Origin of the sequence: Nonomuraea sp. NPDC005650 (assembly GCF_040605375.1) — a bacterium.
Taxonomy (GTDB): domain Bacteria; phylum Actinomycetota; class Actinomycetes; order Streptosporangiales; family Streptosporangiaceae; genus Nonomuraea.
This window is the reverse complement of record NZ_JBEXCR010000031.1, coordinates 55,482-80,773: the sequence shown is the minus strand read 5'-3', so window position 1 is coordinate 80,773 and position 25,292 is coordinate 55,482. Positions and strand designations below refer to the sequence as shown.

Sequence of the window (25,292 nt, the reverse complement as noted above, 5' to 3'; positions counted from 1 at the left end):
CCATGGTGCTCACCCACGCCGGCGGCCGGCCACCGGCGTACACCCCCCACAGAAGGTGACACCCCGATGAAAAGACGAGGAATCATCCTTGCCTCCGTGACGGCGTTAGCCGTGGCGGGCCTCTCTTCCCCGGCCTCGGCCGCCACCGGCCAGATCACCGGTTACGGCGGCAAGTGCGTCGACGTCGCCGGCGCCAACAGCGCCAACGGCACCCAGGTCCAGCTCTGGACCTGCAACGGCACCACCGCCCAGTCGTGGACCACGCAGTCCGACGGCACGGTCCGCGCGCTCGGCAAGTGCCTGGACGTGGCGGGCGCGAGCAGCGCCGACGGCACCAAGGTGCAGATCTACGACTGCAACGGCACCGCCGCGCAGCAGTGGACGGCCGCCTCCGACGGCACCCTGCGCGCGCTCGGCAAGTGCCTGGACGCCACCAACGTCAGCTCGGCCGACGGCACGCCCCTGCAGATCTGGAGCTGCGGCACCGGCGCCAACCAGAAGTGGACGCTGCCCTCCGGCGGCGGCACCCCCAGTCCCGGCAAGCTGCCCGGCGCCCCGTACCTCTACATGGGGTGGGGGAGCCCGCCCAGCCCGGGCACGGTCATGGACGCGACCGGCGTGAAGTCGTTCACGATGGCCTTCATCCTGTCCGGCGGCGGCTGCACGCCACGCTGGGACGGCTCGCGTGCGCTGACCGGCGGCGCCGACCAGCAGGCGATCAACACGATCAAGTCCAAGGGCGGCAGCGTCCAGATCTCCTTCGGCGGCTGGTCGGGCAACAAGCTCGGCCCCAACTGCAGCACGCCTGAGGCGTACGCGGGCGCCGTGCAGCAGGTCATCAACGCCCTGGGACCCGCGGCCGTCGACTTCGACATCGAGAACACCGACGAGTACGAGAACTACACCGTCCAGGACCGCATTCTCAACGGCCTCAAGATCGTCAAGGCGAACAACCCGAACGTCAAGGTGGTCGTCACCTTCGGCACCTCCACCAGCGGCCCGGCGGGCGCGGGCATCCGGCTGATCAACCGGTCGAAGGAGCTCGGCGTCCCGATCGACAACTACACGATCATGCCGTTCGACTTCGGCGGCGGGTCCAACATGTACCAGAGCACGGTCAACGCGGCCGAAGGGCTGAAGAACGCCCTGAAGTCGGCGTTCGGCTGGTCGGACGCCACGGCGTACGCGCACATGGGCATCTCCGGCATGAACGGCCTGTCCGACCAGTCGGAGGTCACCTCGGTCGCCACCTGGACCCAGATCCGCGACTACGCCAACTCCCACGGCCTGACCAGGCTCGCGTTCTGGTCGGTCAACCGCGACCGCCCCTGCTCCGGAGGGCTGTCCGAAACCTGCAGCGGCGTCTCCCAGAACGCCTGGGACTTCACCAGACTGACGGCGGGGTTCTGATGCGTGCCCTGGTCGTCCTCGTGCTGATCGCGGCCGGGTTCGTCCTCATGCCGGTCGCGCAGGCAGCCGTCCCCACCGGCCTGACCACCGTGGTCGCCAAGCACAGCGGCAAGTGCGTCGACGCCCGCGCCGCCGCCACCGCCAACGGCACCGCCGTCCAGCAGTACGCGTGCAACGGCAGCGGCGCGCAGCTCTGGCAGTTCCAGGCCACCAGCGGCGGCTACTACCGGGTCAACAGCTCGCTCAACGCCGCGCAGGCCTGGGACGTGACCGGTGTCTCGACCGCCGACAGCGCGCTGGTCCAGCTGTGGGCCTACGGCGGCGGCAACAACCAGCAGTGGCTGCCGGTGGAGGAGTCCGGAGGCACGTACCACCTGGTCAACAGGAACAGCGGCAAGTGCCTCGACGTGCCGGGCGCCTCCACGGCCGACAGCGTGCAACTGCAGCAGTACACCTGCAACGGCACGGCGGCGCAGTCGTTCACCCTGTCGGGCGGCGGCGGTGGCGGCCCCGATCCCGACCTGGGGCCGAACGTGCGCGTCTTCGACCCGTCGATGCCCGCGTCCACGATCCAGTCGCAGCTCAACTCGGTGTTCAGCCAGCAGCAGTCCAACCAGTTCGGGTCCAACCGGTACGCGCTGCTGTTCAAGCCGGGCACCTACAACGTGGACGTCAACGTGGGCTTCTACACCCAGGTCCTCGGCCTGGGACAGACGCCGGACGCGGTGACGATCAACGGGGCCGTGCACGCCGAGGCCGACTGGTTCGGCGGCAACGCCACGCAGAACTTCTGGCGCTCCGCCGAGAACCTCTCGGTCACCCCGGCGGGCGGCACGGACCGGTGGGCGGTCTCGCAGGCGGCGCCGTACCGGCGCATGCATGTGCGCGGAAACCTGCAGCTGGACGACGGCGGCTGGTCGAGCGGCGGGTGGATCTCCGACTCGCGGATCGACGGTCAGGTCAGGTCCGGGTCGCAACAGCAGTGGATCTCCCGCAACTCGGCCTTCGGGTCCTGGACCGGGTCGAACTGGAACATGGTCTTCGTCGGGGTGTCCGGCGCGCCGGGCAACACCTTCCCCAGCCCGCCGTACACGACGGTGGGGCAGACGCCGGTGGTGCGGGAGAAGCCGTTCCTCTACATCGACGCGGCGGGGGCATACCAGGTGTTCGTGCCCGCGCTGAAGTCGAACTCCGCCGGGGTGTCGTGGCCCGGTGCGGGCACGTCGCTGCCGATCAGTCAGTTCTTCGTCGTCAAGCCGGGCAACACCGCCGGTGACATCAACGCGGCACTGGCCGCGGGCAAGGACCTGCTGGTCACTCCGGGCGTCTACCACCTGAACGACACGATCAGGGTCACCAGGCCCGACACCGTGGTGCTCGGTCTCGGGCTGGCGACGTTCGTACCCGACAACGGCGTCACGGCGATGACCGTCGCCGACGTGGACGGCGTCAAGATCGCCGGGCTGCTGATCGACGCCGGGACCGTGAACTCGGCGACGCTCATGCAGGTCGGCCCGGCGGGCTCGGCGGCCTCACACGCGGCCAACCCCACCTCGCTGCACGACGTCTTCTTCCGCGTCGGCGGCGCCGGGGTGGGCAAGGCGTCACAGAGCCTGGTGATCAACAGCGACGACGTGATCGGCGATCACACCTGGATCTGGCGGGCCGACCACGGCAGCGGCGTCGGGTGGAACACCAACACGACCGTCAACGGGCTCGTCGTCAACGGCGACAACGTGACGTTCTACGGGCTGTTCGTCGAGCACTTCCACCAGTACCAGGTCATCTGGAACGGCAACGGCGGGCGAACCTACTTCTTCCAGAACGAGATGCCCTACGATCCGCCCAACCAGGCGTCCTGGATGAACGGCTCCACCCGCGGCTGGGCGGCCTACAAGGTCGCCGGTTCGGTCACCTCGCACGAGGCCTGGGGGCTGGGCAGCTACTGCTACTTCAGCGCCAACCCCGCGGTGGTGGCCGACCGGGCCTTCGAGGTGCCGAACACGCCGGGGGTCCGTTTCCACCACATGGTGACGGTCTCCCTGGGCGGCACCGGAACCATCGCCCACGTCATCAATTCCACGGGAGGCCCGAGCAACTCCTCCACGAACGTCGCAAACCTCACCGAATACCCATAACCCACCGACGCGTCCTCCCCCTTTGCCGAAAGGGGAGGACGCGCCCGCGTCGGCTGGCGGCCAGGGCGGCCAAGACGCCGCCGACCGGCCGCACGCCCCATCCGGGCGCGGCGCCTCTGCTCAGGAGACTTGCGACGCCTGGCTTTCGTAGAGGCGGTAGGTGGCCAGGATGTTGAGCCGGTGCAGGTCGCGGCAGAGGAAGAGCATGCCCTGCTGGGCGGCCCCCTGCGGCACCGGGTAGCGGGCGAGGGCGGCCGACAGCGCGGCGTCGAGGCGTTCGGCCCACGGGTCGGTGCAGGCGGCGAACGTCTCCTCCAGGCTGCGACCCGCCGCCACGCTTGCCCGCACCTCGTCGTGCAGCCGCTCGAGGTAGCCGATGAGATCGTCCACCGCCGCCGGCCCGGCTCCCATCGGGCCGTGCCCGGGAACGACGGTCTCCAGTTCGGGCAGGGCCTCGCGCATCCGGCGCAGCGACTCCAGGTACGGTTCAGGTCCGCCCTGGAGCAGCATGGGGGCTATGCCCGCGTGGCTGAGGAAGTTGCCGGTCCAGGCGGTGCGGGCGTCGGGGACGTAGACGACGGTGTCGCCCGGCCCGTTGCCCGGACCGAAGTGGTGGAGCTGGACGATCCGCCCTCCGAGGTCGATCTCGGCGTAGGAGTCGAACGTCAGGTCCGGTCTGCGCCAGGTGGTGACCTCGTCCAGCAGCGCGGCGTCGCCGTACATGTTGGCTGACCGGGTCTGCTTCTCGTAGGCCAGGTCGGTCATGTTCGCCTTGTTGACCCTGGACGAGACGACCACGACCTGGTCGGGGAAGGCGGCGTTGCCGAAGGTGTGGTCGCCGTGGTAGGTCGTGTTGACCAGGTAGCGTAGCGGCCGGTCGGTGAGGTCCGCGGCGGTGGCCTGGATCCTGACCGATACGTCGGGGGTGATCCCGGCATCGATCACCAGTGCCGCCTCCCGCCCCGCGACCACCCCGTTGTTGTCCTTGGGCGGAAGGTTGGCCATGAGTGCCCACACGCCCTGCGCGAGTTCGTGTGGCACCAGCTCCAGGCCGACCGGCGACAGGTTCGGCCCGCCGTAACCCTCGGGACGCTCGGCGAGCTCGCGCTCCGGGGTGAGTGACGTCGACATTCGATTTTCCTTCTGTTCGGTTTCCAGCGAAATTGATCAGACGGAGACGGCCACCGGCCGGGCCTCGGCTGCCTGGGGGAGAGAGGCCGTCCAGAGGCGGTGTACGAGGATCGGGCCGATGACCCAGTAGCCGAGTGAGGTGACGATCCCGGGAAAGGCGAGGTCGCCCGCGACCAGGTCGTAGATCGGGTGGCCGATGGCGTTGCCCATCGCGCCCATGATCGCGAAGAACCAGGCGATGAGCAGCGGCACGCGCCAGCCGCGGTAGATGGCGAGCGCGCCCATGGCGAAGGCCGCGTAGGAGATCATGTTGATCCAGACGAACAGGGGGAGGGACATGGCCTGCGCGCCGAAGACCTCGGTCGGCCAGCGCCGGTTGAACCCGTTCATGAACTCCTCCCCGAAGTGCAGGAACTGCCAGGCCAGGCCGATGAGGTAGATCGGCAGCACCCGGGAGGGGTCGGGGAGCCTGCGGTCGGTGGTGGCCAGGTGGCAGCCGTAGGCGATCACCATGGCCGGGATGAAGGTCAGCCACAGCGCCAGTCCGGGCGACAGATAGGCGAACACCACGATCAGGGCGGTGGCCAGGACGCCGGCGGCGACAGCGGAACGGTGGCGGGTCATCGGGTGCTCCTCATGAGGTGGGTGGTGATGGTGTTGAGCTCGATCGGCGCGTCCTCGCCGACCACGACGGTGCCTCCGATCCAGACCAGGCGGCGGCCGCGGACACTGTTGGGCGCGAAGGCGAACGTCATGCCCGGCCTGAGCGGCAGGTCGGAGCCGATGATGGGCTGCTCGGCGAGCAGCCCGTAGCGCGTGCTCTGCGGCAGCGTGCCGAGCCCGGAGCCGGACCCGCCCGCCGCTCCGCAGGGATTGACGGCGTGCACGAGCGGGTACGCGTGCCAGCCGCCCGCTTCCTGGAGCGGGCGGTTCATCGCTGCCACGACCTCGCCGAACGTGTGCCCGGGACGCAGGACCGCCAGCCCCGCCTCGTAGGAGGCGCGGGTCGCCAGCGCCGCCGATTCCAGGTCGGGATGGATGTCGCCGACCGCGACGGCCAGCCGTTGCCGGGTCTCTCGCATGCCGTACGAGCTGGAGATCTCGGCCAGGAGCAGATCGCCGTCCTCGATCACGCGTGGCGCCTGCGGCCGGTACGACCACGCGGGCGGGCCGCAGGAGACGAACTCCTTGCCCGACACGATCAGCAGGCCCGGCACCGCGGCACCCCGGCACAGGGATTCGGAGATGCCCGCCGCGTACACCGACGCCTCGGTGACGCCGGGCCGTACCGCCTCCAGCATGGCCCGTGCCATCGCCTCGCCGACGGCGGCCGCGTGGCCGATGACCGCGAGCTCCTCGGCGGACTGGCTCAGCGCGCGCCGTACGAAGGCCGCCTCAACCGGCTTGAAGGTCACCTGCGGGAGCTGCTGGAGCACCGACGACCACAGGCTGTACGGCACGAGCGGGTCGGCGTGGAACGGCGGGCACGGTTCGAGACCGAGCACGCCGATGGCCGACCTGCCGAGCCCGTGCGTACGCAGCACCTCCGCCACGCCGTGCGCGTGCTTGGCGACGAGCACGTTCTCCGGCCTGATCCATACCGCGTCGCCGCGCCTGCTCGCGTCGAGGTGGTCGCCGAGCTGCGCGGGCGCGCGGACCAGGGCGATCGGCTCGTCGGCGCGGGGGAAGACGACGATCGCCCCGGGACGGTCGTTGGTGAAGAACACATCCGGCGCCCACTCCGCCCCGCCGTAGACGACGAGCGCGTCGACGCCCTCGGCATCCATCAGCTGCCTGGCGAGATCCCAGCGCCGGTCCCGTTCGGCCGGCGAGTAGGTGGGAAGATCCATGCCGACGACGCTAGGACGGCGCCGCCTGGCCGGAATCTGTCAGGTGACCAGCCCTCCGGCGACGGACATAGGTCACAGGCTCAATAAGATCGTCCCGTGCTGTACGGGCGTGGGGTGGAAACCGATCGAATAGACCATTTGCTGGCAGAGGCGAGGGACGGCCGGAGCGGCGTCCTGGTGCTGCGCGGCCCCGCGGGAATCGGCAAGTCGGCGCTGCTCGAACACGCGGCGGGGACGGCTGAAGCCTTGGGCATGCGAACCGTGCGCGGGGTGGGCATCGAGAGCGAGACCGAGATGGTGTTCGCCGCGCTCCACCTGCTGCTGCGGTCCGGGCTCGACCGCCTCGACCGGCTTCCGGCCCCGCAGGCTGACGCGCTCAGGGGCGCTTTCGGGCTGGCCCCTTCCCGTGAGGCCAACCGTTTCCTGGTCGGTCTCGGCGCCCTGACCCTGCTGTCCGAGCTCGCCGGCGACGGCCTGCTGTGCCTGGTCGACGACGCACAATGGCTGGACCGCTCCTCGGCCGACGCCCTGCTCTTCGCCGCACGGCGGCTGGAAGCGGAAGGAGTGGCGCTGATCCTTTCGGCGCGGGACGGCAGCCACGCCTTCCGGCCGACCGGCCTGCCCGAGATCCGGCTCGGCGGCCTCGGCTCCGAGGCCGCGGCCATGCTGCTGGGCGAGACCGGCGGCACGCTGGCGCCGCACGTCAGGGACCGCATCCTCGCCGAGAGCGAGGGGAACCCGCTCGCGCTCATCGAGCTGCCCGCGGCGCTCACTCCTGATCAGCGGGCCGGGCACGTCACCCCGCTGGCCTACCATCTCGGCCCGCTTCCGCTCACCGGCCGGATGCAGGAGGCGTTCCAGACGCAGATCCACGCGCTGCCCGAGCCCGCCCAGACCCTGCTGCTGGTGGCGGCCGCAGAGAGCACCGGCGACCTCACCGTCGTCCTCGGGGCCGCGCAGCGGCTGGGCATCCACGCCGACGCCGTCGAGCCGGGGGAGCGCAGCGGGCTCATCCGCATCGTGGACGGGGAGCTCGCCTTCCGCCATCCGCTGATCAGAGCGGCCGCCTACCAGGGAGCGCCGTTCACCAGGCGCCTGGCCGCGCACCGGGCCTTGGCGGCCGCTCTCGACGGCGCGCACGACGGCAGCCGGCACGACGATGCCCGGGCCTGGCATCTGGCCGCCGCCTGCACCGGACCCGACGAAATCGTCGCCGCCGAGCTGGAACAGGCGGCCGAACGGGCCAGGCGCAGAAGCGGCCACGCCGCCACGACCGCGGCCTACCGCCGTGCGGCACAGCTCTCTCCCGAACCGCGCGAGCAGGTGCGACGGCTGATCAGCTCCGCCGAGGCGGCGATGGACGCCGGCCAGCTCCTGCAGGCCCGCGCGCTGGCAGACCGCGCGGCGCTGCTCACCGACGATCCGCGCGAGCACGCCAGACTCGCCGGGGTGCGCGCGGCCATCGAGTTCGAACAGGGCTCGCCGCGGGTCGCGCACGGCATCCTGACGACCGCCGCCGCCCCCGTCTCGGCCGTGGACCCGACCAGGGCCGCGTCCATGCTGCTCGAAGCCGTACGCGACGCCTGGTTCGCCGGTGCGCCCGAGCTGGCCAGGCAGGGCGTCGACCGCGTCCACGCGCTGGCCCTGCCGTCCGGGCATCACCTCCGACCGGTCATCTCGGCGATGACCGGCCTGGCCGCCCTGCTGGCGGGCGATTCCACCCGCGGGCTGGTGCCCATCCACGCGGCACTCGCCGCCGCCCGGCGATCGCAGCCGGGCACGCCCGGAGACCGGCTCATCATCGCGTCGATGGCGTTCATGGTGGGCGACGACGAGACGTCCATGGACCTGGCCGCCCGCCTGGCCGACGACTGCCGGGCCCAGGGGATGATCGGCTGGCTGCCGCACGCGCTGCAGAACCTCGCCACCAGCCAGCTCTACCTCGGCCGGTTCCGGGACGCGCAGGCGTCGGCCACCGAAGCCGTGCGCATCGCCGACGACACCGGGCAGCATCACCGCGTCGATCACCTGCAGGGGATGCTCGCCTGGCTCGCCGCGGTCCACGGCGACGACCGCGCCTGCACGGAGCTCACCGGCCGCGTCCGAGCCCATGCCACCGACCACGGCAACGTGTCGAGCCTGGCATGGGCGGTCTGGGCACAGGGCCTGCTCGCCCTCGGGCAGGGCAGGACGCAGGCAGCCCTGGAACAGTTGGAGGCCGGCATCACCGGCACCGTCCGCTACCAGCTCACGACCACCCTGTTCGTCCCGGACCTGGTGGAAGCGGCGGTCCGATGCGAGCAGGCCGATCGGGCCAGGGCGCCGCTCGCCAGATTCGACGAGTGGGCCACGGCCACCGGGCAGCCCTGGGCGCGCGCGGTCGCCCTGCGCTGCAAAGCGCTGATCGCCGGGTCGGAGGAGGAGACGGAAGCTCACTACGCCGACGCCGTCAGCCTGCACCTGAACGGAGGGCGGCCGTTCGAGGAAGCCCGTACTCAACTGCTGTTCGGCGAGTGGCTACGCAGGAACCGGCGCAAGGCCGATGCCAGGGTCCATCTCAGGCAGGCGCTGGACACGTTCGACCGCGCCGGGGCCGTCCCCTGGGCGTCCCGCGCCCGTGCCGAACTGCGCGCCACGGGAGAGGCGACCGCTGACGCGCGGGCGGCGGGCGCGGCGGGCCTGCTGACCCCGCAGGAACTGCAGATCGTACGGCTGGCCGCGCAGGGCGCCACGAACCGCGACATCGGCGCGCAGCTCTTCCTGAGCCCGCGCACTGTGGGCTACCACCTGCACAAGGCGTTCCCCAAGCTGGGCGTCGCCTCCAGAACCGAACTCGCCCGGCTTGACCTCGGCGATTGAAGCAGGTGACGGCTGCGGCCGGTTGCCCTATTTCGGCATGGCTATGGCAGCCGTGAGGCACATCGAACGCGTATGCCCGTGCGCCCGCAGTTGTTCCTCTGAGGGCAGTTTCCCCGCGCCTGCCTCGCGGGCAGCATCGGTTGAAGCACATCCCGCGACACGACGACGATCGCAAGGGAGCGCTCAATGGGTACCACCGCAAGAAGATCAGCGCCGGCGGGCTTGGCGGCCGTGCTGCTCTGGGCGGGGCTCGCACCCGGCTCGGGTGCGCAGAGCGGCGCGGCATCCGGTTGGATGCCGGTCGGCACCGTGGACCCCCAGCTCGTGCTCTACGGGGTGCACGCTTCGCCCCGAGCGACGTCGCCTTCAACCCGAACGTGATCCCGGCCTCGGTGGCCCGGCTTGTGGTGCCGTACGCGCGGGTGCCCGACGGCAACCCGCACCCCTACCGGCTGCGCTTCCACCTCGACACCACCAACGCCACCAGCACGCTCGACTTCGCCGTCAGCGTCGGCCTGACCGGAACGGCGTGGATGTACTGATCGCTGAAGAACAGCGGCGGCCGTCAACGGGTCTTCACCCAGTGCGAGATCGACGAGCAGACCCCGTGAGGCCGCCCAGGCCAGTGTCCTCATGAACCGCGTCAGCGAGGGACCTGCGGAGATCGGCACAGGCCGCCATGGCGTCGGTGACGTCTGCGGCGGTGGCGGGCGGCCCCTGGCGGATGACGGCCGGATGTGAAGGGAGGCGATATGGGCAACCTGTTCCGGACCTTACGCAGCAGCCTGGATGCCAATGCCCGGCGTGCGGTTGAGGTGTATACCCGCGAGCTCGCGGACTACCGCAGCCTGGCCGCTGAGGCTCGGGGGTCCGCCGCGATGCTGGACTTCGCGGTGATTCTGCGGCGCCGCACCATCGAGCTGGCCGCGGAGGACCAGTCGTACACCGAGCAGGACCAGACGTACATGGCCTCGGTCGGCGCGGCGCGGGGCGAGGCGGGCGTCTCGCTGGCATCTCAGCGGCAGGTTCTGCTCCTGCACGCCAATCTCACGCTGCGCGAGATCCACGAGGCGGCGGGCCCCAACGACCTTGGCGACGTCATGCGCGTCCTCGGGTGGATCGCCCACCATGGCCTTACCGCGCAGAACGCCTACACCCGCGGATACCTCAAAGGTCAGGAGCGCTTCCTGCCCGTCGTGGCCAGGATCCAGATGCTCGCCCGGATGCTTCTCTCCGACGACCTCGCGGCGCCCCAGCTGGCCTGCGAACTCGACCTGCCGATGCAGGACCACTACCTGGTGACGATCGCCCGGACCTCCGGCGGCCGGCACGACAACCTGCGGCGCGACGAGGTCGTCAAGACGCTGCTGAACCGCCACCGCTTCCCGCTGACCTGGCACAGGCCGGATGAGTTCGCGGCGCTGGTGCCGTGCGGCGGCGACGACCCGATCGACGGGCAGGCGGCGGCGCGGTCCCAGGCGCTGTCCCTGATCCGCGACTTCGCCGAGTTGTCCGGGCCCTGTTCGGCCGGCGTGGCCCCGGGCCGGGCGCATGCACTGGCGGATCCGCTCTCGCTGGCCCGCAAGGTCTGCCAGGCGGCACCCGTGGAGAGCGTCCCCCGCCAGGTGTACAGCGTGGCCGACGTGTTCGCGGAGTTGGGGGCGGCCCAGATGCCGCAGGTCGACCAGTGGCTGCGCGAGCTGACCCGGCGGCTGGCGAGCGGTCCCGACCTGGTGGCCACGCTCGACGCCTACTACCGCAACAACATGAACCGGATGTCCACCGCGATAGCACTGCGCGTGCACCCCCGCACCCTCGACTACCGGCTCAGACGGGTTCGCGAGTTGGTCGAGATCGAGCCCGGCTCAACCCGCGGCGTACGAGTGCTGAGCACCGCCGTCACCCGCATCCTTGCGGAGGCCTGGCGCGACCGGCCCTGACCTCCTTTCGCGCCGCGGACGACTGCGCCGACTTCCCCTCCACCGCGAACCTCGCCGGCCGCGCCGCCGGAAAGGGGCACGACCATCCCGTCCCCACCCACACCGCCCGGCCTGGACGTGGCGCCCGACGTCGCCTGGCTGCTGGACCCGCCGTCGGCGGCCGGGCCCGGTCACGGTGTCAATCGGCCGGAGAGCCGCTGCTCGTCGACTCCGGGGCCCGCATCTCGGCGGCGAGGGTCTCCTGGGCCAGACGCAGGGTGGTCTGGTTCGCCCGCTTGGCTCCCTGGAGGGCGGTGGCGTTCTGGGCGATCATCGTCCGCTGGTAGGCGCTTTCGACGGAGAGCCAGACGCCCACCAGGTTGGTCCGCTTCTTGCAGGCGAGGTCGGTCCGGGCGGTCGCGAGCTCCTTCTCGGACGTTCCGTCGCGGAAGGCCGGGTCGGCTATGGGGTCGAAGGGGGTGGCGTAGGAGTGGCCGGCGGCGCGCATGCAGGCCGACCACTCCTTGACGGCGGCTTGGACGCGGCGATCGCTGCGGGAGCGCTGGAAGCTGAGCATGGACAGGTGCTGGGGAAGCGAAGGGTCGGTGCCCGCGGGAGCCATGGCGAGTGACCTGCGCGTCTGCTCCTGGCAGCCGCCCGGCGGGGCCTTGTCACCGGTGCCGGTGATGACGGCGATGGTGGCGGGGTCCAGGTCCGGGGTCTCGGGCGGGTGCCGGGCCGGGTCGCGGGGGCCGAGGCCGTAGCCGTAGGAGGCTGCGTCGGCTGCGTCGGTGAGGCCGTAGCGGCGTTCCATCCACGTTCGGGGGCCGACCAGGGGGCGGGGGGAGGAGGCGATGGGAAGGGTGCGGCCATGGCGCCGCGCGCAGCGGATGAGGAGGACGCGGTAGGCGTTGGTCACCGTGAGGGTCTGGGTGGGGGAATGCTGATAGTCGTCCAGAGGGAGGCGAAGGGCGGCGCCGTCCGGGGCGGTGGTGTCGCTCGGGAGGGCCTGGGCGCACGATGCGGTGAGGGCCGTGGCGGCTGCCAGCAGGGCGGCGAGGTGGGGGCGCATGGTGTCTCCCGGAAGGGCGGCGGCCGCGGGCACGTGCCCGCGGCCGCCGGGAACGGGGTCAGTTCCAGTAGTGCGATTCGGAATTGTTCGCGTACGTGGGCGCGGTGTTGCCGTAACCGCCCGGTACGAGTTGTCCGCACTGGCCGGACTGGTATGTGTTGGTGCAGATGTAAGCGCTCAGGAACAGGTGCGCGTTGATGGCGGACTCGTCATTGTTGGCGATGAATCCGTTTGCCGTGCTGGCGGACCAGTCAGGGTGCCCGGTCGTGTCCATGTACGTGAAGTCCGCCATGCGGCCGGTCAGGTTCTGATTTTCCCAGACGCACAGGTCGTACCAATTGCAGACGCCGTCCTCCATGATTCCGGAGATGGGCGGCCTCTGGAATGTGGTGGAGACCTTCGACTTTTCGAAGTAGGACGGCTCCGGCTCTGCTTTCGCCGGGAGGGAGAACAGCGCGAGGGTGAAGAACGTCAGGAGCATTCCGATGACGGCGCGTCGCATCGTGATCCTCTCAGCAGGCGAGGGTGACTTGGGGGGTGGTGCCGCTCATGGTCAGCGGGGACCCGGCGTAGCCGGCCTTGGTGAACACGGCGGTGCCGCCGGCGAAGTACGTGTTCGTGGTGCCCTGGCACGGCGCGCTGGAGTAATGGATCCCGTAGTTGGCCGGGTTGTAGCGCTTGGTGGTCGTGGTGGTGGACCCGTCCTTGTAGAGGTTGAGGTACAGGTCGATCGAGTCGACGACGGCGGTGCACTGGACCTCGATCTCGGTACGTACGTCGTTGTACAGGCTGTTGACGTACGGGAGACTGAGATAACCGCCGCAGTAAATGACGTCCGCCGGCGCGTTGACGCCCTTCGGGGTGTCAGCCTTTCTCGTGAGGGTCATCGTGAACGACTGGGTGGCGCCACTTTTGAGGGGAACGGACGGCCTTTCCTGAGCGGCGGAGGCCGGGTTTCCCATAAGGACGACTGATAACGCGAGAGCGACGGGTAAAACGAGCGTACGAAGATGTGTGGACATTTCTGCGCCTCCCGAGGGAAAGGGGGTTCGTACTGCCTCCCCTATGGTGATCGACTGTCCGGGATGCGTCTTCGTGATATTGTGTAAAACTTCCAGTCAAAGTCTGCCTGGAGTTTGTAACAAGGTGTGAAGTCCCGTGTCGGCGCCTGGAGCGCCGTCCGCGCCCTGCCGCTCTGGCTCGACCGGGTTCGGGAACAGCGGTGCGGGTTGCGCAACGCGGGAAGCAAGGCCGGACTGCTCCCGATCACGTTATGGGGTTACGGCGCTCCTGCCGGTGATCTACTCTGATCAACTGTCATACGGGGCAAGACGGGCGAGGTGGCATGACATCGGCGCAGCCTGGTTACATGGTCGGCGGACGTTACCGGCTGATCGCGATACTGGGGTCCGGCGGCTTCGGACGCGTCTGGCGCGCCCATGACGAGGTACTGGACGCCGAAGTGGCGATCAAAGAGCTGCAGCTGCTGCCCGGGATGTCCCAGGAGGAACAGGACAAGCGGCTGGAGCGCACCACGCGTGAGGCCCGCAACTCCGTCCGGTTGCGGGCGCACGAGAATGTCGTGGCCATCCACGACATCATCTCGGACGGCCTGCCCTGGATCGTGATGGAGCTGATCGACGGCCAGTCGCTGCACGAGCATCTCGAAACGCACGGACCGCTGCCGCTGGACTGGGCCGCACAGTTGGCCACGGCGCTGCTGAAGGCGCTCGGCGCGGCACACCAGACAGGCATCGTGCACCGCGACATCAAACCGGCCAACGTCATGCTCGCCAAGGACGGGAGGGTCCTGCTCACCGACTTCGGGATCGCCGTCCACACCACCGACACCACCCTGACGACCGCCGGAATGACCATCGGCTCGCCCGAATACATGGCTCCCGAACGGTTGCGCGGGGTCGACGGGCTCCCCGCCAGCGACCTGTTCTCCCTCGGCGTCACCCTCTACCAGGCCGTCGAGGGCGTTTCGCCGTTCCGCCGCAACACCCAACCGGCGGCACTGACCGCGGTCCTGCTGGAGGAGCCCCCAGCGCCGCGACAGGCGGGCCGGCTCGCGCCGCTCATCACGCGGCTGCTCGACAAGGACCCCGGCAACAGGCCGACCGTCGAGGGCGCGCTGGCCATCCTCGGTGAGCAGCAGCCGGGCCGGGACCACGGACGGGACGGCACCAGGATCCTCCCGCCCGGGCAGGTCCCCCAGCAGGGGTGGCAGCACAAAGGTGTCGCGGTGATGATGGCGATCATCTTCGCTCTCGGACTCCTTGGCCTCACTCACCTCGGCATCACCTGGGACGAACTCGAGGACGAGTTCGACCGTGAAGACATGATCCCCCTGGTGGTCGCCGTCCTCGCCGACATCGGTCTGGCCGGCTTACTGTGCGCGCAGGTCGCCCGCTTCGTGCCGCCGATCGCCGGGAAGACCGTTGCCGTCGTCGTGGGTGTCGTCGGGTTCCTCGCCGGTGGCGGCGCCGCGTATCTCGCCTTCGACGGCATGGGCCTGATTGTCCTGCGCCTCATCCCGTCTTTTGGCGACGACGAGGTCATAGTGATCGCGCCGATCGTGATCACCGTCGTCCTGCTCATTGCGGCGGGCTGGGCCTGGGAGTCGAGGAAGCTCCGGCGCTCCAGGCGTGATGTCACTCACCTGTGACTGCCAGGCCGGCACAGGCACCTGCATATCGTGACAAGTCCGCGCTTCGATCCGTGAGGCTTCGCCAGGTTGCCCGTGCCTCAATCTGCTGGGCTTTCAGGAGCGATGACCTCCGGATTCTTTTCGGGGTTGCCATGACCGTGCCGGCAGTGTCAGTGGGCGGCTGTCTGCCGTGGGCATCTATCATGAAGTGGTGGTGCCGCAAGCGTCGCCGCAGGTGAAGGGCAATCTTCCGGCTGACGCGAAAGAGATCGTCGGCCGCCGGAGAGAACTGTCCGAGGCCAGGCGGCTGCTGCCGGACACCCGCCTGCTCACGCTGACCGGGCCCGGCGGTGTGGGCAAGACCAGGTTGGGGTTGCGGGTCGCCGCGGAGGTGCGGTCCGCGTTCCCCGACGGGGTGTGGCTGGTGGAGCTCGCCCCTCTGCAGGACGTCACCCTGCTGGCGCGGACGGTGGCTGTGGGCCTGGGGTTGTGTGACCAGTCGGCCCGGCCGTCGGCGGAAACGCTGGCGGACTATCTGCGTGACAAGCGACTGCTGCTGGTTCTGGACAACTGTGAGCACCTTCTGGATGCCTGCGCACACCTGGCGAGCCTGCTCCTTTCCACCGCCGGGCAGGTGCGCATTCTGGCCACCAGCCGCGAGCCTCTCGGCATGGCCGGCGAAACGCTGCTCGCCGTGCCGCCGCTGTCGGTGCCCGAACCCGGCTGCCCTGCCACCGTCAATGAGGCGAGCACGTACGATTCCGTCAGGCTGTTCGTCGAGCGCGCGCAGCTGGCCGTGCCGGATTTCACGCTCAGCGCCGAAAACAGCGCGACGGTGGTGCGGCTGTGCCAGCGCCTCGAAGGCATACCGCTGGCGATCCAGCTGGCCGCGGTGTGGATTCCGGCGCTGTCCCCCGAGCAGATCCTCGAACGGCTGGACGACCGCTACCGCCTGCTGACTCGAGGTTTCCGTACGGCTCTGCCCCGTCACCAGACGTTGCGCGCCGCCATGGACTGGAGCTTCGATCTGTGCTCGCGCCAGGAACAGGCTCTGTGGGCACGCCTGTCGGTGTTCGCCGGCGGGTTCGACCTGGAGGCGGTCGAGCGGATCTGCGCCGGCGACCCGTTCACCGCCGACGACGTGTTCGACCTTGTCACCGCGCTGATCGACAAATCAATAGTGGCCCGCGATGACCACGATGCCCGTACGCGGTACCGGCTTCTGGAGACCGTTCGCCAGTACGGGCATGAACGGCTCGTCGAGTCCGGTACGGAAGCCGAACTTCGCCGTCGTCACCGTGACTGTTTCCAGCAACTGGTCGAGGAGGCCGACGCGGCCTGGTTCACCCCGCACCAGACCGAATGGCTCAACAGGGTTCGCCTGGAGCTGGCCAACATCCGAGTCGCTCTGGACTTCTGTCTCACCGTCCCCGGCCAAGCGCGGGCCGCTCTGCGCATGTGCGCGGACCTGTATGAATACTGGGTCTTCTACGGGGCGCACAGCGAAGCCCGCCACTGGCTTGACCAGGCACTCCAGCTGGAGGACCAGCCGAGCACGGACCGGTTCGACGCGCTCGCGGTGAATGCCACGATCGCGCTCCTGCAGGGCGAGGCGCCCACGACGCTGCCCCTGCTGGAGGAGCGCCGCGACCACGCCCACCTGATCGAAGACTCGCACGCCGATGCGCTCACCATGAGTATTTCTGGGCTGGCCGCGTTCCTCCAAGGAGACCTGGCGGCCGCGGTCCCCCTGTTGAAGGGGGCGCTCGATGGTTATGGTGAACACCACGACAGCCCCGCCCATCGCAGCGATCGAAACGACGCCTTCCTGACCTCTGTCTATCTCTCCTTCGCCGCGACCTTCCTCGAAGATCCACGCGCCCGCGCGTTCGCCGAGAGCTGCCGGAAGACCGCGGAGGCGTCCGGCGCGGAATGGGCCCTGTCGTGGGGAGCATGGGTTGTGGGTCTCGAACGGTGGCGAGCGGGGGACGTCCGGCAAGCCGCGAATCTCTTCCAGGACGCCCTGTCACGGCAGTATGCCTTGGACGACCGGTGGGGTCCGGCCTGGGTTCTGGAGGCGCTGGCCTGGGTCACGGCCGCCGACTGCCGTGCCGTCCGACGCGCGGCCTTCCTGCTCGGTGTCGCGGAGAACCTGCGGCGCTTGATAGGAGTGTCGCTCTCCGGCTTCCGGCCCTTCGCGGTCGCGCACGATCGGTGCGCGGCCGGCCTGCGCGAATCCCTGGGAGACAAAGGGTATGAGGCAGCCTTCCAGCGCGGCCTGAATATCGATGTTCAGGACGCCATCGCCGATGCGGTCGGTAAACGCTTGCTGCCCGAAGACACCGCGCGGGCCATTTCCCGTGCTTCCTCCGTGCTGACCTCCAGGGAAAGGCAGGTGGCCGAACTCGTCGCGGAAGGCATGAGCAACAAAGACATAGCCTCCCGCCTGGTCATCTCTCAACGCACCGCCGAAGCGCATGTCGAGCACATATTGACCAAGCTCGGGTTCACCTCACGCGCGCAGATAGCAGCATGGACGCGGACGGAGGGCGGATCCGGGCGGTGATCAGCGCGCCGGCACGCCGATCTGGTACGGCGGCGCTGGACCTTCAAGCGCCGCAACCAGGGCCGGCCTCCCACCCGCGCCTCCATCCGGACCTTGGCGCTTCGTCTTGCCAGGGAGAATCCGCTGTGGGGGCTACCGGCGGATCGCCGGGGAACTCGCCGCCTTCAATGAGCATCGCCCGCCTGGCCAGCGCGACGGCCACCCCACCGCCCTGGGGCACGGCCGGGCCGCTCGCCCGGGTGTGCCACGCGCGCCCGCTCCAGCAGGATGAACCTGCCACGCACCCTGCCGAACTTCGCAACGCCGGTGAAGGTTGCCTGGTCGAACCGCGCAGGCTCCCGGGGTCATCCCGTCGTTCGTGCGGGCTGTCCACCGGCGGGCCAGGTCGTCCTGATCACCAGCTCGGCCACCAGCAGGTTGATCATCCATGACAGCCATGCGCCCCACACGTACGCGTCCTCGAACGGGACCCCGGACATGCGCAGCACGATGAGCCAGAGCCGGAAGGTGACCGCAGCGAAGATGAGCGCGTACGACCTGGTGATCCAGATCCGGTGCCGGTCCACCTGGCGACGCCGGATGGCGACGAAGGCGGCCACGGCTGTCAGCAGCATGAGCACCGCCAGCGTCCCGAACCCCAGGGCGGCCACCGGCCCGGTGTAGCTGGTCGGCGCCAGCAGCAGCCCGCCGATCCCGGCCGCCAGCGCGCCCGTGAGATAGACACGGCCGGTGAAGCGGTGCACGGCGGGGAAACGCCGTCTCAGCCGGCTCACGAACTGCGCCGGTCCCAGCGCCAGCGCCACCACCCCGCCGGCCACGTGGAGGAAGAGGGAGCCTTGGCGGGCGAGGTACACCGCCTTCTGCGGCTCCAGGAAGACGTCCGGATCAAGCGTGAGATACGGGGACGTCAGGAGGACGACGGCGGCGGCCAGGACGGTCATCGCCGCCCAACCGGCGCGGCGGGCCGGCGACCCGGCGGGAGCGTTGAGGGATTCCTTCATGGCCGCTGACGCTACGGACGGGCGGCCCGCGCAGCGTCCCCCCGCCGGGGTGAGCACCCGTACCCCCGAGGGGGTACGCGACCCCGGACGCGCGTCGGGGACACGTGCCCGCGCTCAGGAACGGCCCTCGCCCATGTGACCGCTCTGGTAGGCGATGACGACCGCCTGTGCGCGATCACGGGCGCCGATCTTGGCGAGGATGCGCTTCACGTGGGTCTTGGCCGTCGACTCGGCGATCGCGAGCAGGTCTGCGATCTCCTCGTTGGAGTAGCCCTCCGCGATGAGGCGCAGCACCTGCCGTTCGCGCTCGGTGAGCTGGGCGAGCCGTGACCAGTGGGGCGCCGGCGCGGCGGGCGCGTCCGGCGATCTCGCCACGAACCGGCCGATGAGGTCACGGGTGACCGCGGGGTCCAGCAGCGCGTCGCCCGCGGCCAGGGTGCGCACGGCGTCGATCAGCCGCTCGGGCGAGGCGCGTTTGAGCAGGAAGCCGCTGGCACCCGCGCGCAGCGCGCCCCATACGTACTCGTCGTACTGGAACGTGGTGAGCACGAGCACCCGGGCCGGCAGCCCCGCCGCGACGATGCGCCGGGTCGCCTCGATGCCGTCCAGGCCAGGCATCCGCACGTCCATCACGACGACGTCCGGCGCGAGGGACCTGCACAGGGCCACGGCCCGCAGGCCGTCGGCGGCCTCGCCGACCACCTCGATCCCGTCGGCGGTGGCGAGCACGACCGCCACCCCCGCCCGGAGCAGCGCGTCGTCGTCGGCGAGCAGCACACGGACGGTCATGTCACCGGTCCTTCCTGCTCGGCGGAGGGGCCGTCACCGGACGACGGGCCGCCTGAAGCGGCGGCGCCCCCGGGTGAAAGAGCGGAGCTCGTGGGCAACGGGAGCACGGCGCGCAGCCGGAAGCCGCCCGCGCCGGCCGGGCCGTGCCACAGGGTACCGCCGAACAGGGCGACCCGCTCGCCGATGCCGAGCAGGCCACGTCCCGGCTGGTAGCCGGGAGGCGACCCGCGTCCGTCGTCACGCACGTCGATGTCGAGCGAACCGCCGTCGTGGCGGACGGTGACGGTCGCGGAGGTCGCGTCGCCGTGCTTGAGCGCGTTCGTGAGGGCCTCCTGGACGATCCGGTACGCCGAGAGGTCCAGGCTATGGGGCAGTTCCGGCGGTATGGGGTCGATCTGGACCCGGACCTCGATCCCGGCCTCCGTCATGCGCCCGGCCAGCTCGGGCAGGCCCGCGAGCCCGGGCTGGCCGGTCTCGCCGTCGTCTCCCGGGCTGTCGCGGCGCAGCACGCCGAGGACGCGGTCGAGTTCGGCGAGTGCGGCGCGGCCGGTCTGCTCGAGGCCGAGGAGAAGTTCGCGGGCCTTGGCGGGATCGCGGTCGAGCACCCTCCGCCCTGCCCCGGCCTGCACCAGCATGAGGCTGACCGTGTGCCCGACCAGGTCGTGCAGTTCGCGGGCGATGCGCGCCCGCTCCTCGGTGACGGCCTGGCGCCGCATCAGCCGCCGGGCGGCGAGTTGTTCCTCGCGCCGCCGCGCCGTGCCGTACCCGACCAGCCAGGTCAGCAGCCACACGAACACCACACCGCCGATGGACGCGGGCCTGGGCGTGGGCCGGACGGCCACGAAGTAGGCCGCTATGTAGATGATCGTGAGGACCAGCCCCCAGCGAGCCCGTCGCCGCGTCGCATGCAGCCCGACGGAGTACACGCCGATCTGGTTCGCGTACGGCGCGAGCACGCTGGGGGCGGCGACGATGACGCCGGCGACGAGGGCCGTCGCGCCGAGGACGAAGGCAGGGAGGGGTGTGCGGCGCCGCAGAGCCAGACCGGCCGCTATGCCGAGCCCGCAGGCCAGGGCGGCCGGAAGGCTCGCGCTCGGCAGGGGGGCCACCACGAGCCGTTCGGCCAGGTACAGGGCCAGGAAGAGCGCGCCCAGAGCGCTGTCGGCGATCAGTGCCGTGGCGCCGCGCGGGGCGGCCGTGCGTAATCGGTTCCAGACATCCGTGACCATGGCGCCGGACGCTACCGCACCGCGAGGGCCCCGTCGCCGCGCACCCTCATCGACGTCCTCGACGAGACCACGTGCCGCCGCCCGCCCGCGCCGACGATCGACGACGGCAGCGAGCTCCGATCGTTATCTGGGTTCGAGATCCCTTCTCGCAGGTCAGAGCGAGATGATCTCGTCTGGCACGTAAGGCACGTGGAGCTGTCCAGGAAGTGTTTCGGCCCGCGCCTCTCTCGGCCAAACGGCGGAGTGACCGGGCCGACCCCTCGCCGCCGCCCCTGCGGGAGATCAGGGCACTTGACCGGGCTCGTCCACGATGCCGGAGTTCAGCACGGACATCGCCGACGTCCCTTCGCCGTCGACCACCTTCAAGCCGAGGTAGTGGTAGTCGCCGGCGTCGAGGATGTAGATACCGCGACCGGCTTCGCCCAGGTCGAGCACCACGCCGATGCCGGCGCGCCCGTCGCCGTCCGCGGTGCTCTCCTCGATCTTGACGTTCGGGATCTTGGCCAGCGCCCGGTACATCGCCGCCGCCTTGTCCGGCGGCACCAGCGCGCCGTGGCTCATGTACCAGCCGATGGCCCCCCATGCCTTGACGTCCTGCTCGGTCCCCGCAGGGCAGTTGGGTTCGCAGATCGACAGCGGCGTCAGATTCCGATCCATGGTGCGAAAGTGCTCGAGCAGGGCGTCAGGGTCAGCAGGCAGCGCCTGGAGCTCCTCCAACGTCTTCCCCGGGTGCGTGGGCCCCTTCTCGGCGTCAGTGATCTTCAGCTTGTCGTCCTTGGCCGAGCGAACGGCCATCTTCCGGCCGTCGAGCCGGTGCCACGTCTCGGACGTGGGCAGGGTCCCGCCGATCATGTGCTGCGACAGCTTCTCGTAGAACCACTGGCTGGGCTGCGGGGTGACGGTCCTGGTCCGCGTGGCCACGAGCGCGGCCTTCTCCAGCACCGCCGCCGCGACCGGCTGATGCGGCACCGCGGTGCGGCCCCCCACCGCCGGGGCGTCGCTCTTGGCGAGCTGTATCGCCGCCACGCCCACGACGCACGCCGCTGCCAGCGCGAGACCCCACCGGAGCCGGAGCGCGGGTCGGCGACGCTCCACCGGCCGGCATCGGCCGCCGACCGCGGGTTGGGGGAGCGAGGGCGTTGACCATGTCGCGCAGGACGCGCGGGCAGCTGCGGGTGTCTACGAAGTTCGCCGGGGTCATGCCGGTGGCAGGCACGTGCAAGAGCATTGCGTTCGGTCCGCTCGCCAGGTTGACGGCGGTGTTCTGATAGCCCAGCACGTGGACCCGGCCGTGCTCGGGATGGCTGGCTTGACCGTGATACAGAATCGTGCCCGAGAACCGTGACGCCGCCGTCGACACGCACATCCGACACCCTCCCGAGGCTGAGATCACTCGGATCGTACCGCCTGGCAGCCGACCAAGATCATTCTAATGTGGCTTTCGAACCATGTGGGCCGGACCCTCTACCTTTGACCAACACACTCATGCCCATCATCCACCGTCTGCGGGCCTCAGCCTGGTGGCTCGAACGCATGGGCGCTGAGGCGGCTGGTCTCTTCGGGAGAGGTGTCGCATGAAGGTGGACCTTCGCAAGACCGGGGAGCGATCCTGGATCGCGTTCGACGGCCGGTACCGGGTGGTCGGCCGGGAGGACTCGGTGGCGCCTTCACCATCGGCGCCAACCGCGCGGGCCGCGCGGCCGCCCAGAACGTCCGCGCCCTCACCGCCACCCCGTCCGCCCCCGCCGCCTGACGCGTCCTCTCACGTCCGCCGTCCCCGCCGTCTGACGCGGGCCAGGGTCGTTCACTCCGCCGTCTGGCGTTGCCTGCCCGGGTCACCGGCCGCACGTGTCTCACTTGCGGTTCGAGTTACCGTGCAGGCCCAGCGGCCTGTGCTCGTCTTCGCTGAAATCCTACGACGCTGAAGCGATTGACAGGAACTCCGCGATTGCCAATATCCGGCGTTCAACGGAACCGCGTTGACCAGTCCATTTTCAGATTTTCGGCCGCTCCGCCATCGCCACGCAAGGGTGGCGACAGGACGGCGACAGACGGAATTGTAATCATCACTTCGGAGCTCTCGGCAGAGCTGAATCCGTCGACGAGGGAGCGAATCTGAATTGAGGACAAGAGCACGGCTTTTCGCGGTGACGGCGCTGGCCGCCTTCGGTATGGCGCTCATCGCCGCGCCGGCGGACGCCGCCACGGGGATACTCGTTCTCTCCGCCGGTCCGGCCGGACCCAAAACGGTGTTCAACAATCCTTCGGCGGGTTGCCGCACCACATCACCCTTCACCGCCGTCACGAATCACACGAACGTCTCCGTCACTGTTTACCAGGGCGCGGGATGCAAGGGCGGTCTGCCCTTGGTCGTCCCGCCGGGCGCGGAACTCATGCCGGTCGGAGACCGTCTCAGCGTTCTCGTTCCTTCCTGAGGGGCGCAGAGAAAGGAAGAAGGTCATGCACGCTCGCATGGTACGGGGACTGGCCGTCGGGGTGGCCGGTCTTGCTCTGGTGCTGTCTCCCACGATCCCCGCGTTCGCGGAACAGAACGGCGGCACGAGCGAGCGAACGGCCGGCGCCGCGCAGGTGGCCAGCCGGCACGAATGGGGCGGCTGGTACTCCAGTCTGGACAGCTGCGCCCGGGCGGGCCGGGAATGGGTGCGCCTCAACGGCGCGAGCGGATTCATCTGCCCGAAGATCGACGGGCGATGGGCTCTCTGGGCGATATTCGACTGATCGCCGGCCTGGGATTATCCATCGAATCAGCGACCATACACAAAAGGAGAGAGTCATGCTGAGAATCAGGAATGCCGCGGCGACGTTCGCGATCTCCGCCGCGCTCGTGGGCGGTGGCCTGACATTAGGCGCCCTGCCCGCGTCGGCGAATACCGCGTCGCCGGCCGTGAGCGCGAACATCCAAGAAAAGGTCTGGATCATCTGGAATTTCTTCCCGGACGAGGGAACCTGTGAGGCCCAGCGCAGATGGGGCGCCAGTCAGGGCTGGTGGACCTGGGACGGTTCTGCCTGTGCGACGAACGGGCGTGACTGGGCCCTCTTCATTCGCATTGACGCGGCCCTCGACCAAGACGCGGCCGTTCCGGACCTTCCCGAGGGCTGGCGGCGAGGCTGACGGCCTCAGCCTGGGAGTGAAGGGCGGGAGGCGGCGACGGTGAGGCCGCCACCCGCGTTCGGGCAGGCGTTGATCGGGCCCGGGCGCTCCCTCGCGAGGATACCGTAGGGCCCGCCTCCCGGGCCGCACGGCAGGTGCATCGGGACGGGCACCCGTGAGAGGGGGGCAGCAGAGGATGGGCCGCCGGCTGCTCGAGGAGTTCACGGCGAACGCATGAACACCACGATGTTCGCCTCCGGCCCAGTCAGGCGCCGCCAGCCGAGCCGTTCATAGAACCTGATCGCGTCAGCCGCTTGCGGGGCGGTCAGCAGCCAGCAGGAGTCGGTGCGGCCGCACAGGAGGTCGAGGATTCGTCCCGCGAGGCCCTGTCCGCGCGCGTGTGGGCTCACCGCCAGTTCGTCCACCTCCAGCGCTCCAACCAGCTGCGTTTCCACCGCGTCACCGAGTTCGGCACGGACGAGGTCGTAGGCGCGGCCCGTGGGGAAGGGCCTTGGGGTGCGCCATGCCGTACCGAAACCAGCGGGTTCGCCCTTGTCGCCGGCCAGCACCGCCGCGAATCCCGGGCGTTGTGCGTCTGCGGTCAGGCGTTCGGCGAAGGCGTCGGCGGCGCGCTCGTCCTCGTACCATGGCGGGCCGCCGAACGCGGCCCGGTAGATCTTCGCCAGGTGAGAGGCGCGGGCCAGGGTCTCCTGACCGGTGAGACGTTCGAGGTTCACGCGGGCGCCCGTACCTTTCCGATGCTCGGGGTGCACGTCAGCGTTCCTTGATCGGACGGAGGATGGTGCTGCGCAGACGGGTAATGGGCAGAAGCATCAGTATGCCGAAGGCGAGAGTGAAGTTGCCCGTGGCGTCGCGCAGAGCGCAGCCGTAGCCGACGAAGAACGCCATCGCGCTGATCCGCCCCGCCTCGCCGGAGTCGCGGCCGGCCAGCGCGGTCAGGGTCAGCGCGAGCGTGAACAGCCCGCCGTGCCCCACGCCCAGCGCCGCGGTCCACATCCACGTCGCGGTGCCCGGCGCGTACGCCAGCCCCAGGAAGCCGGCAGCGGTCAGCGTCATCGTGAGCGCCAGGCCCGCCCACGTGCCGCGGCGTTCTCCCAGCAGCGCCGGTACGGCCGGCATCGCCACGATCTGAATGGAGATCATCACGGTCAGCATGATCTCGGCGGTTGTCGCATCGCGACCGGCGTCGTCGTGCAGCAGCGGCGTCACCCAGGCCGGCTCGCAGTAGTACGAGGGTGATGCGCCAGGCCACGCCGCTGCGCCAGGGCATCTGCTGGGTTGCGGGCCCGGCGGGGGCCGTGACGTTGTCCAGGCTCAGGGAGCCCTTGACGGCGGACCACAGCGCGATGCCCGCCAGTGCGAGCACCGCCCAGGACGCCGGCGCTCCCGGCCAGGAGCCGAGGGCATCGGTCAGCGGCGCGCTCACTCCGGCCGCCACCGCGCCGCCCAGGCCGAGTCCGGCGGTGTAGAGGCCGGTGACCAGCCCGGCGCGGGCGGCGAAGCGCGTCTTGACCACGGCGGGCAGCAGGGTTTGGGCGATGG

At 70.0% G+C, this 25,292-nt stretch carries 23 protein-coding genes; 11 read left to right on the top strand and 12 right to left on the bottom strand.

What is annotated here, in order from left to right; genetic code table 11:
* The first annotated feature begins 96 nt into the window (after positions 1–96).
* Both ABZS69_RS42820 and ABZS69_RS42815 read left to right on the top strand, forming a co-directional pair.
* Positions 97–1,410, top strand: a complete 1,314-nt coding sequence (locus ABZS69_RS42820; RefSeq protein ID WP_355382733.1) for a ricin-type beta-trefoil lectin domain protein — start codon at positions 97–99, stop codon at positions 1,408–1,410.
* Positions 1,410–3,548: an RICIN domain-containing protein gene (locus tag ABZS69_RS42815; protein ID WP_355382730.1), complete on the top strand. Its 2,139-nt coding sequence runs from the start codon at positions 1,410–1,412 to the stop codon at positions 3,546–3,548. Before ABZS69_RS42820 ends, ABZS69_RS42815 begins: the two co-directional genes overlap by 1 nt.
* A 120-nt stretch (positions 3,549–3,668) precedes the next feature.
* Here the strand turns inward: ABZS69_RS42815 and ABZS69_RS42810 are convergent, their stop codons facing one another.
* The 3 genes from ABZS69_RS42810 to ABZS69_RS42800 are packed head-to-tail and all read right to left on the bottom strand — an operon-like array spanning position 3,669 to position 6,529.
* Entirely contained in the window at positions 3,669–4,679 is a 1,011-nt protein-coding gene (locus ABZS69_RS42810) for an MBL fold metallo-hydrolase (RefSeq protein WP_355382727.1), read from the bottom strand.
* 36 nt (positions 4,680–4,715) lie between these two features.
* Positions 4,716–5,303: a hypothetical protein gene (locus ABZS69_RS42805; RefSeq protein WP_355382724.1), complete on the bottom strand. Its 588-nt coding sequence runs from the start codon at positions 5,301–5,303 to the stop codon at positions 4,716–4,718.
* Positions 5,300–6,529 (bottom strand): M24 family metallopeptidase, encoded by a 1,230-nt coding sequence (locus ABZS69_RS42800; protein WP_355382721.1) that lies wholly within the window; start codon positions 6,527–6,529, stop codon positions 5,300–5,302. Before ABZS69_RS42800 ends, ABZS69_RS42805 begins: the two co-directional genes overlap by 4 nt.
* Before the next feature lie 96 nt (positions 6,530–6,625).
* Between ABZS69_RS42800 and ABZS69_RS42795 the strand changes: the two genes are divergently transcribed.
* The 3 genes from ABZS69_RS42795 (at position 6,626) to ABZS69_RS42785 (ending at position 11,328) form a co-directional block, all read left to right on the top strand.
* A complete protein-coding gene (locus tag ABZS69_RS42795; RefSeq protein WP_355382718.1) occupies positions 6,626–9,388 on the top strand; it encodes an AAA family ATPase in 2,763 nt (920 codons plus the stop codon).
* A 392-nt stretch (positions 9,389–9,780) separates the two neighbouring features.
* Positions 9,781–9,930, top strand: a complete 150-nt coding sequence (locus tag ABZS69_RS42790; protein WP_355382715.1) for a hypothetical protein — start codon at positions 9,781–9,783, stop codon at positions 9,928–9,930.
* Positions 9,931–10,140: 210 nt separating this feature from the next.
* Positions 10,141–11,328: a helix-turn-helix domain-containing protein gene (locus ABZS69_RS42785; RefSeq protein ID WP_355382712.1), complete on the top strand. Its 1,188-nt coding sequence runs from the start codon at positions 10,141–10,143 to the stop codon at positions 11,326–11,328.
* Between the two features lie 178 nt (positions 11,329–11,506).
* Here the strand turns inward: ABZS69_RS42785 and ABZS69_RS42780 are convergent, their stop codons facing one another.
* From ABZS69_RS42780 to ABZS69_RS42770, 3 genes are read right to left on the bottom strand one after another with little or no spacing between them, the layout of a single operon-like run.
* Entirely contained in the window at positions 11,507–12,379 is an 873-nt protein-coding gene (locus ABZS69_RS42780) for a hypothetical protein (protein WP_355382709.1), read from the bottom strand.
* Positions 12,380–12,437: 58 nt separating this feature from the next.
* A complete protein-coding gene (locus ABZS69_RS42775; RefSeq protein WP_355382706.1) occupies positions 12,438–12,881 on the bottom strand; it encodes a peptidase inhibitor family I36 protein in 444 nt (147 codons plus the stop codon).
* Between the two features lie 10 nt (positions 12,882–12,891).
* Positions 12,892–13,266, bottom strand: coding sequence for a hypothetical protein (locus ABZS69_RS42770; RefSeq protein ID WP_355382703.1), 375 nt, complete (start codon positions 13,264–13,266; stop codon positions 12,892–12,894).
* A 482-nt stretch (positions 13,267–13,748) separates the two neighbouring features.
* Between ABZS69_RS42770 and ABZS69_RS42765 the strand changes: the two genes are divergently transcribed.
* Together ABZS69_RS42765 and ABZS69_RS42760 are read left to right on the top strand one after the other, a co-directional pair.
* Positions 13,749–15,050 carry a serine/threonine-protein kinase gene (locus ABZS69_RS42765; RefSeq protein ID WP_355382700.1) on the top strand — a complete coding sequence of 434 codons (1,302 nt, stop codon included), beginning with the start codon at positions 13,749–13,751 and terminating at the stop codon, positions 15,048–15,050.
* Positions 15,051–15,243: 193 nt separating this feature from the next.
* Entirely contained in the window at positions 15,244–17,598 is a 2,355-nt protein-coding gene (locus ABZS69_RS42760) for a LuxR C-terminal-related transcriptional regulator (protein ID WP_355382697.1), read from the top strand.
* Between the two features lie 344 nt (positions 17,599–17,942).
* Here ABZS69_RS42760 and ABZS69_RS42755 read toward each other — a convergent pair whose 3' ends face one another.
* From ABZS69_RS42755 to ABZS69_RS42740, 4 genes are all read right to left on the bottom strand, one after another.
* Complete coding sequence (locus ABZS69_RS42755; protein WP_355382694.1) at positions 17,943–18,599, bottom strand: DUF2306 domain-containing protein; 657 nt, start codon at positions 18,597–18,599, stop codon at positions 17,943–17,945.
* A gap of 114 nt (positions 18,600–18,713) precedes the next feature.
* On the bottom strand, positions 18,714–19,388 hold the full coding sequence (locus ABZS69_RS42750) for a response regulator transcription factor (RefSeq protein WP_355382691.1): 675 nt from the start codon (positions 19,386–19,388) through the stop codon (positions 18,714–18,716).
* Positions 19,385–20,617 carry a sensor histidine kinase gene (locus ABZS69_RS42745; protein ID WP_355382688.1) on the bottom strand — a complete coding sequence of 411 codons (1,233 nt, stop codon included), beginning with the start codon at positions 20,615–20,617 and terminating at the stop codon, positions 19,385–19,387. Before ABZS69_RS42745 ends, ABZS69_RS42750 begins: the two co-directional genes overlap by 4 nt.
* 282 nt (positions 20,618–20,899) lie before the next feature.
* Entirely contained in the window at positions 20,900–21,712 is an 813-nt protein-coding gene (locus ABZS69_RS42740) for a CU044_5270 family protein (RefSeq protein ID WP_355382685.1), read from the bottom strand.
* A 1,052-nt stretch (positions 21,713–22,764) separates the two neighbouring features.
* Here ABZS69_RS42740 and ABZS69_RS42735 point away from each other — a divergent pair.
* The 3 genes from ABZS69_RS42735 to ABZS69_RS42725 are packed head-to-tail and all read left to right on the top strand — an operon-like array spanning position 22,765 to position 23,750.
* Positions 22,765–23,052 carry a hypothetical protein gene (locus ABZS69_RS42735; RefSeq protein ID WP_355382682.1) on the top strand — a complete coding sequence of 96 codons (288 nt, stop codon included), beginning with the start codon at positions 22,765–22,767 and terminating at the stop codon, positions 23,050–23,052.
* A gap of 25 nt (positions 23,053–23,077) precedes the next feature.
* Positions 23,078–23,356 carry a hypothetical protein gene (locus ABZS69_RS42730; RefSeq protein WP_355382679.1) on the top strand — a complete coding sequence of 93 codons (279 nt, stop codon included), beginning with the start codon at positions 23,078–23,080 and terminating at the stop codon, positions 23,354–23,356.
* Between the two features lie 55 nt (positions 23,357–23,411).
* Entirely contained in the window at positions 23,412–23,750 is a 339-nt protein-coding gene (locus ABZS69_RS42725) for a hypothetical protein (RefSeq protein ID WP_355382676.1), read from the top strand.
* A gap of 200 nt (positions 23,751–23,950) precedes the next feature.
* Here ABZS69_RS42725 and ABZS69_RS42720 read toward each other — a convergent pair whose 3' ends face one another.
* Positions 23,951–24,466: a GNAT family N-acetyltransferase gene (locus tag ABZS69_RS42720; protein WP_355382673.1), complete on the bottom strand. Its 516-nt coding sequence runs from the start codon at positions 24,464–24,466 to the stop codon at positions 23,951–23,953.
* A 37-nt stretch (positions 24,467–24,503) separates the two neighbouring features.
* Positions 24,504–24,959: a hypothetical protein gene (locus ABZS69_RS42715; RefSeq protein WP_355382670.1), complete on the bottom strand. Its 456-nt coding sequence runs from the start codon at positions 24,957–24,959 to the stop codon at positions 24,504–24,506.
* A 29-nt stretch (positions 24,960–24,988) separates the two neighbouring features.
* On the opposite strand from ABZS69_RS42715, the gene ABZS69_RS42710 reads away from it, so the two are divergent.
* Positions 24,989–25,219 carry a hypothetical protein gene (locus tag ABZS69_RS42710; RefSeq protein ID WP_355382667.1) on the top strand — a complete coding sequence of 77 codons (231 nt, stop codon included), beginning with the start codon at positions 24,989–24,991 and terminating at the stop codon, positions 25,217–25,219.
* Positions 25,220–25,292: the final 73 nt, after the last annotated feature.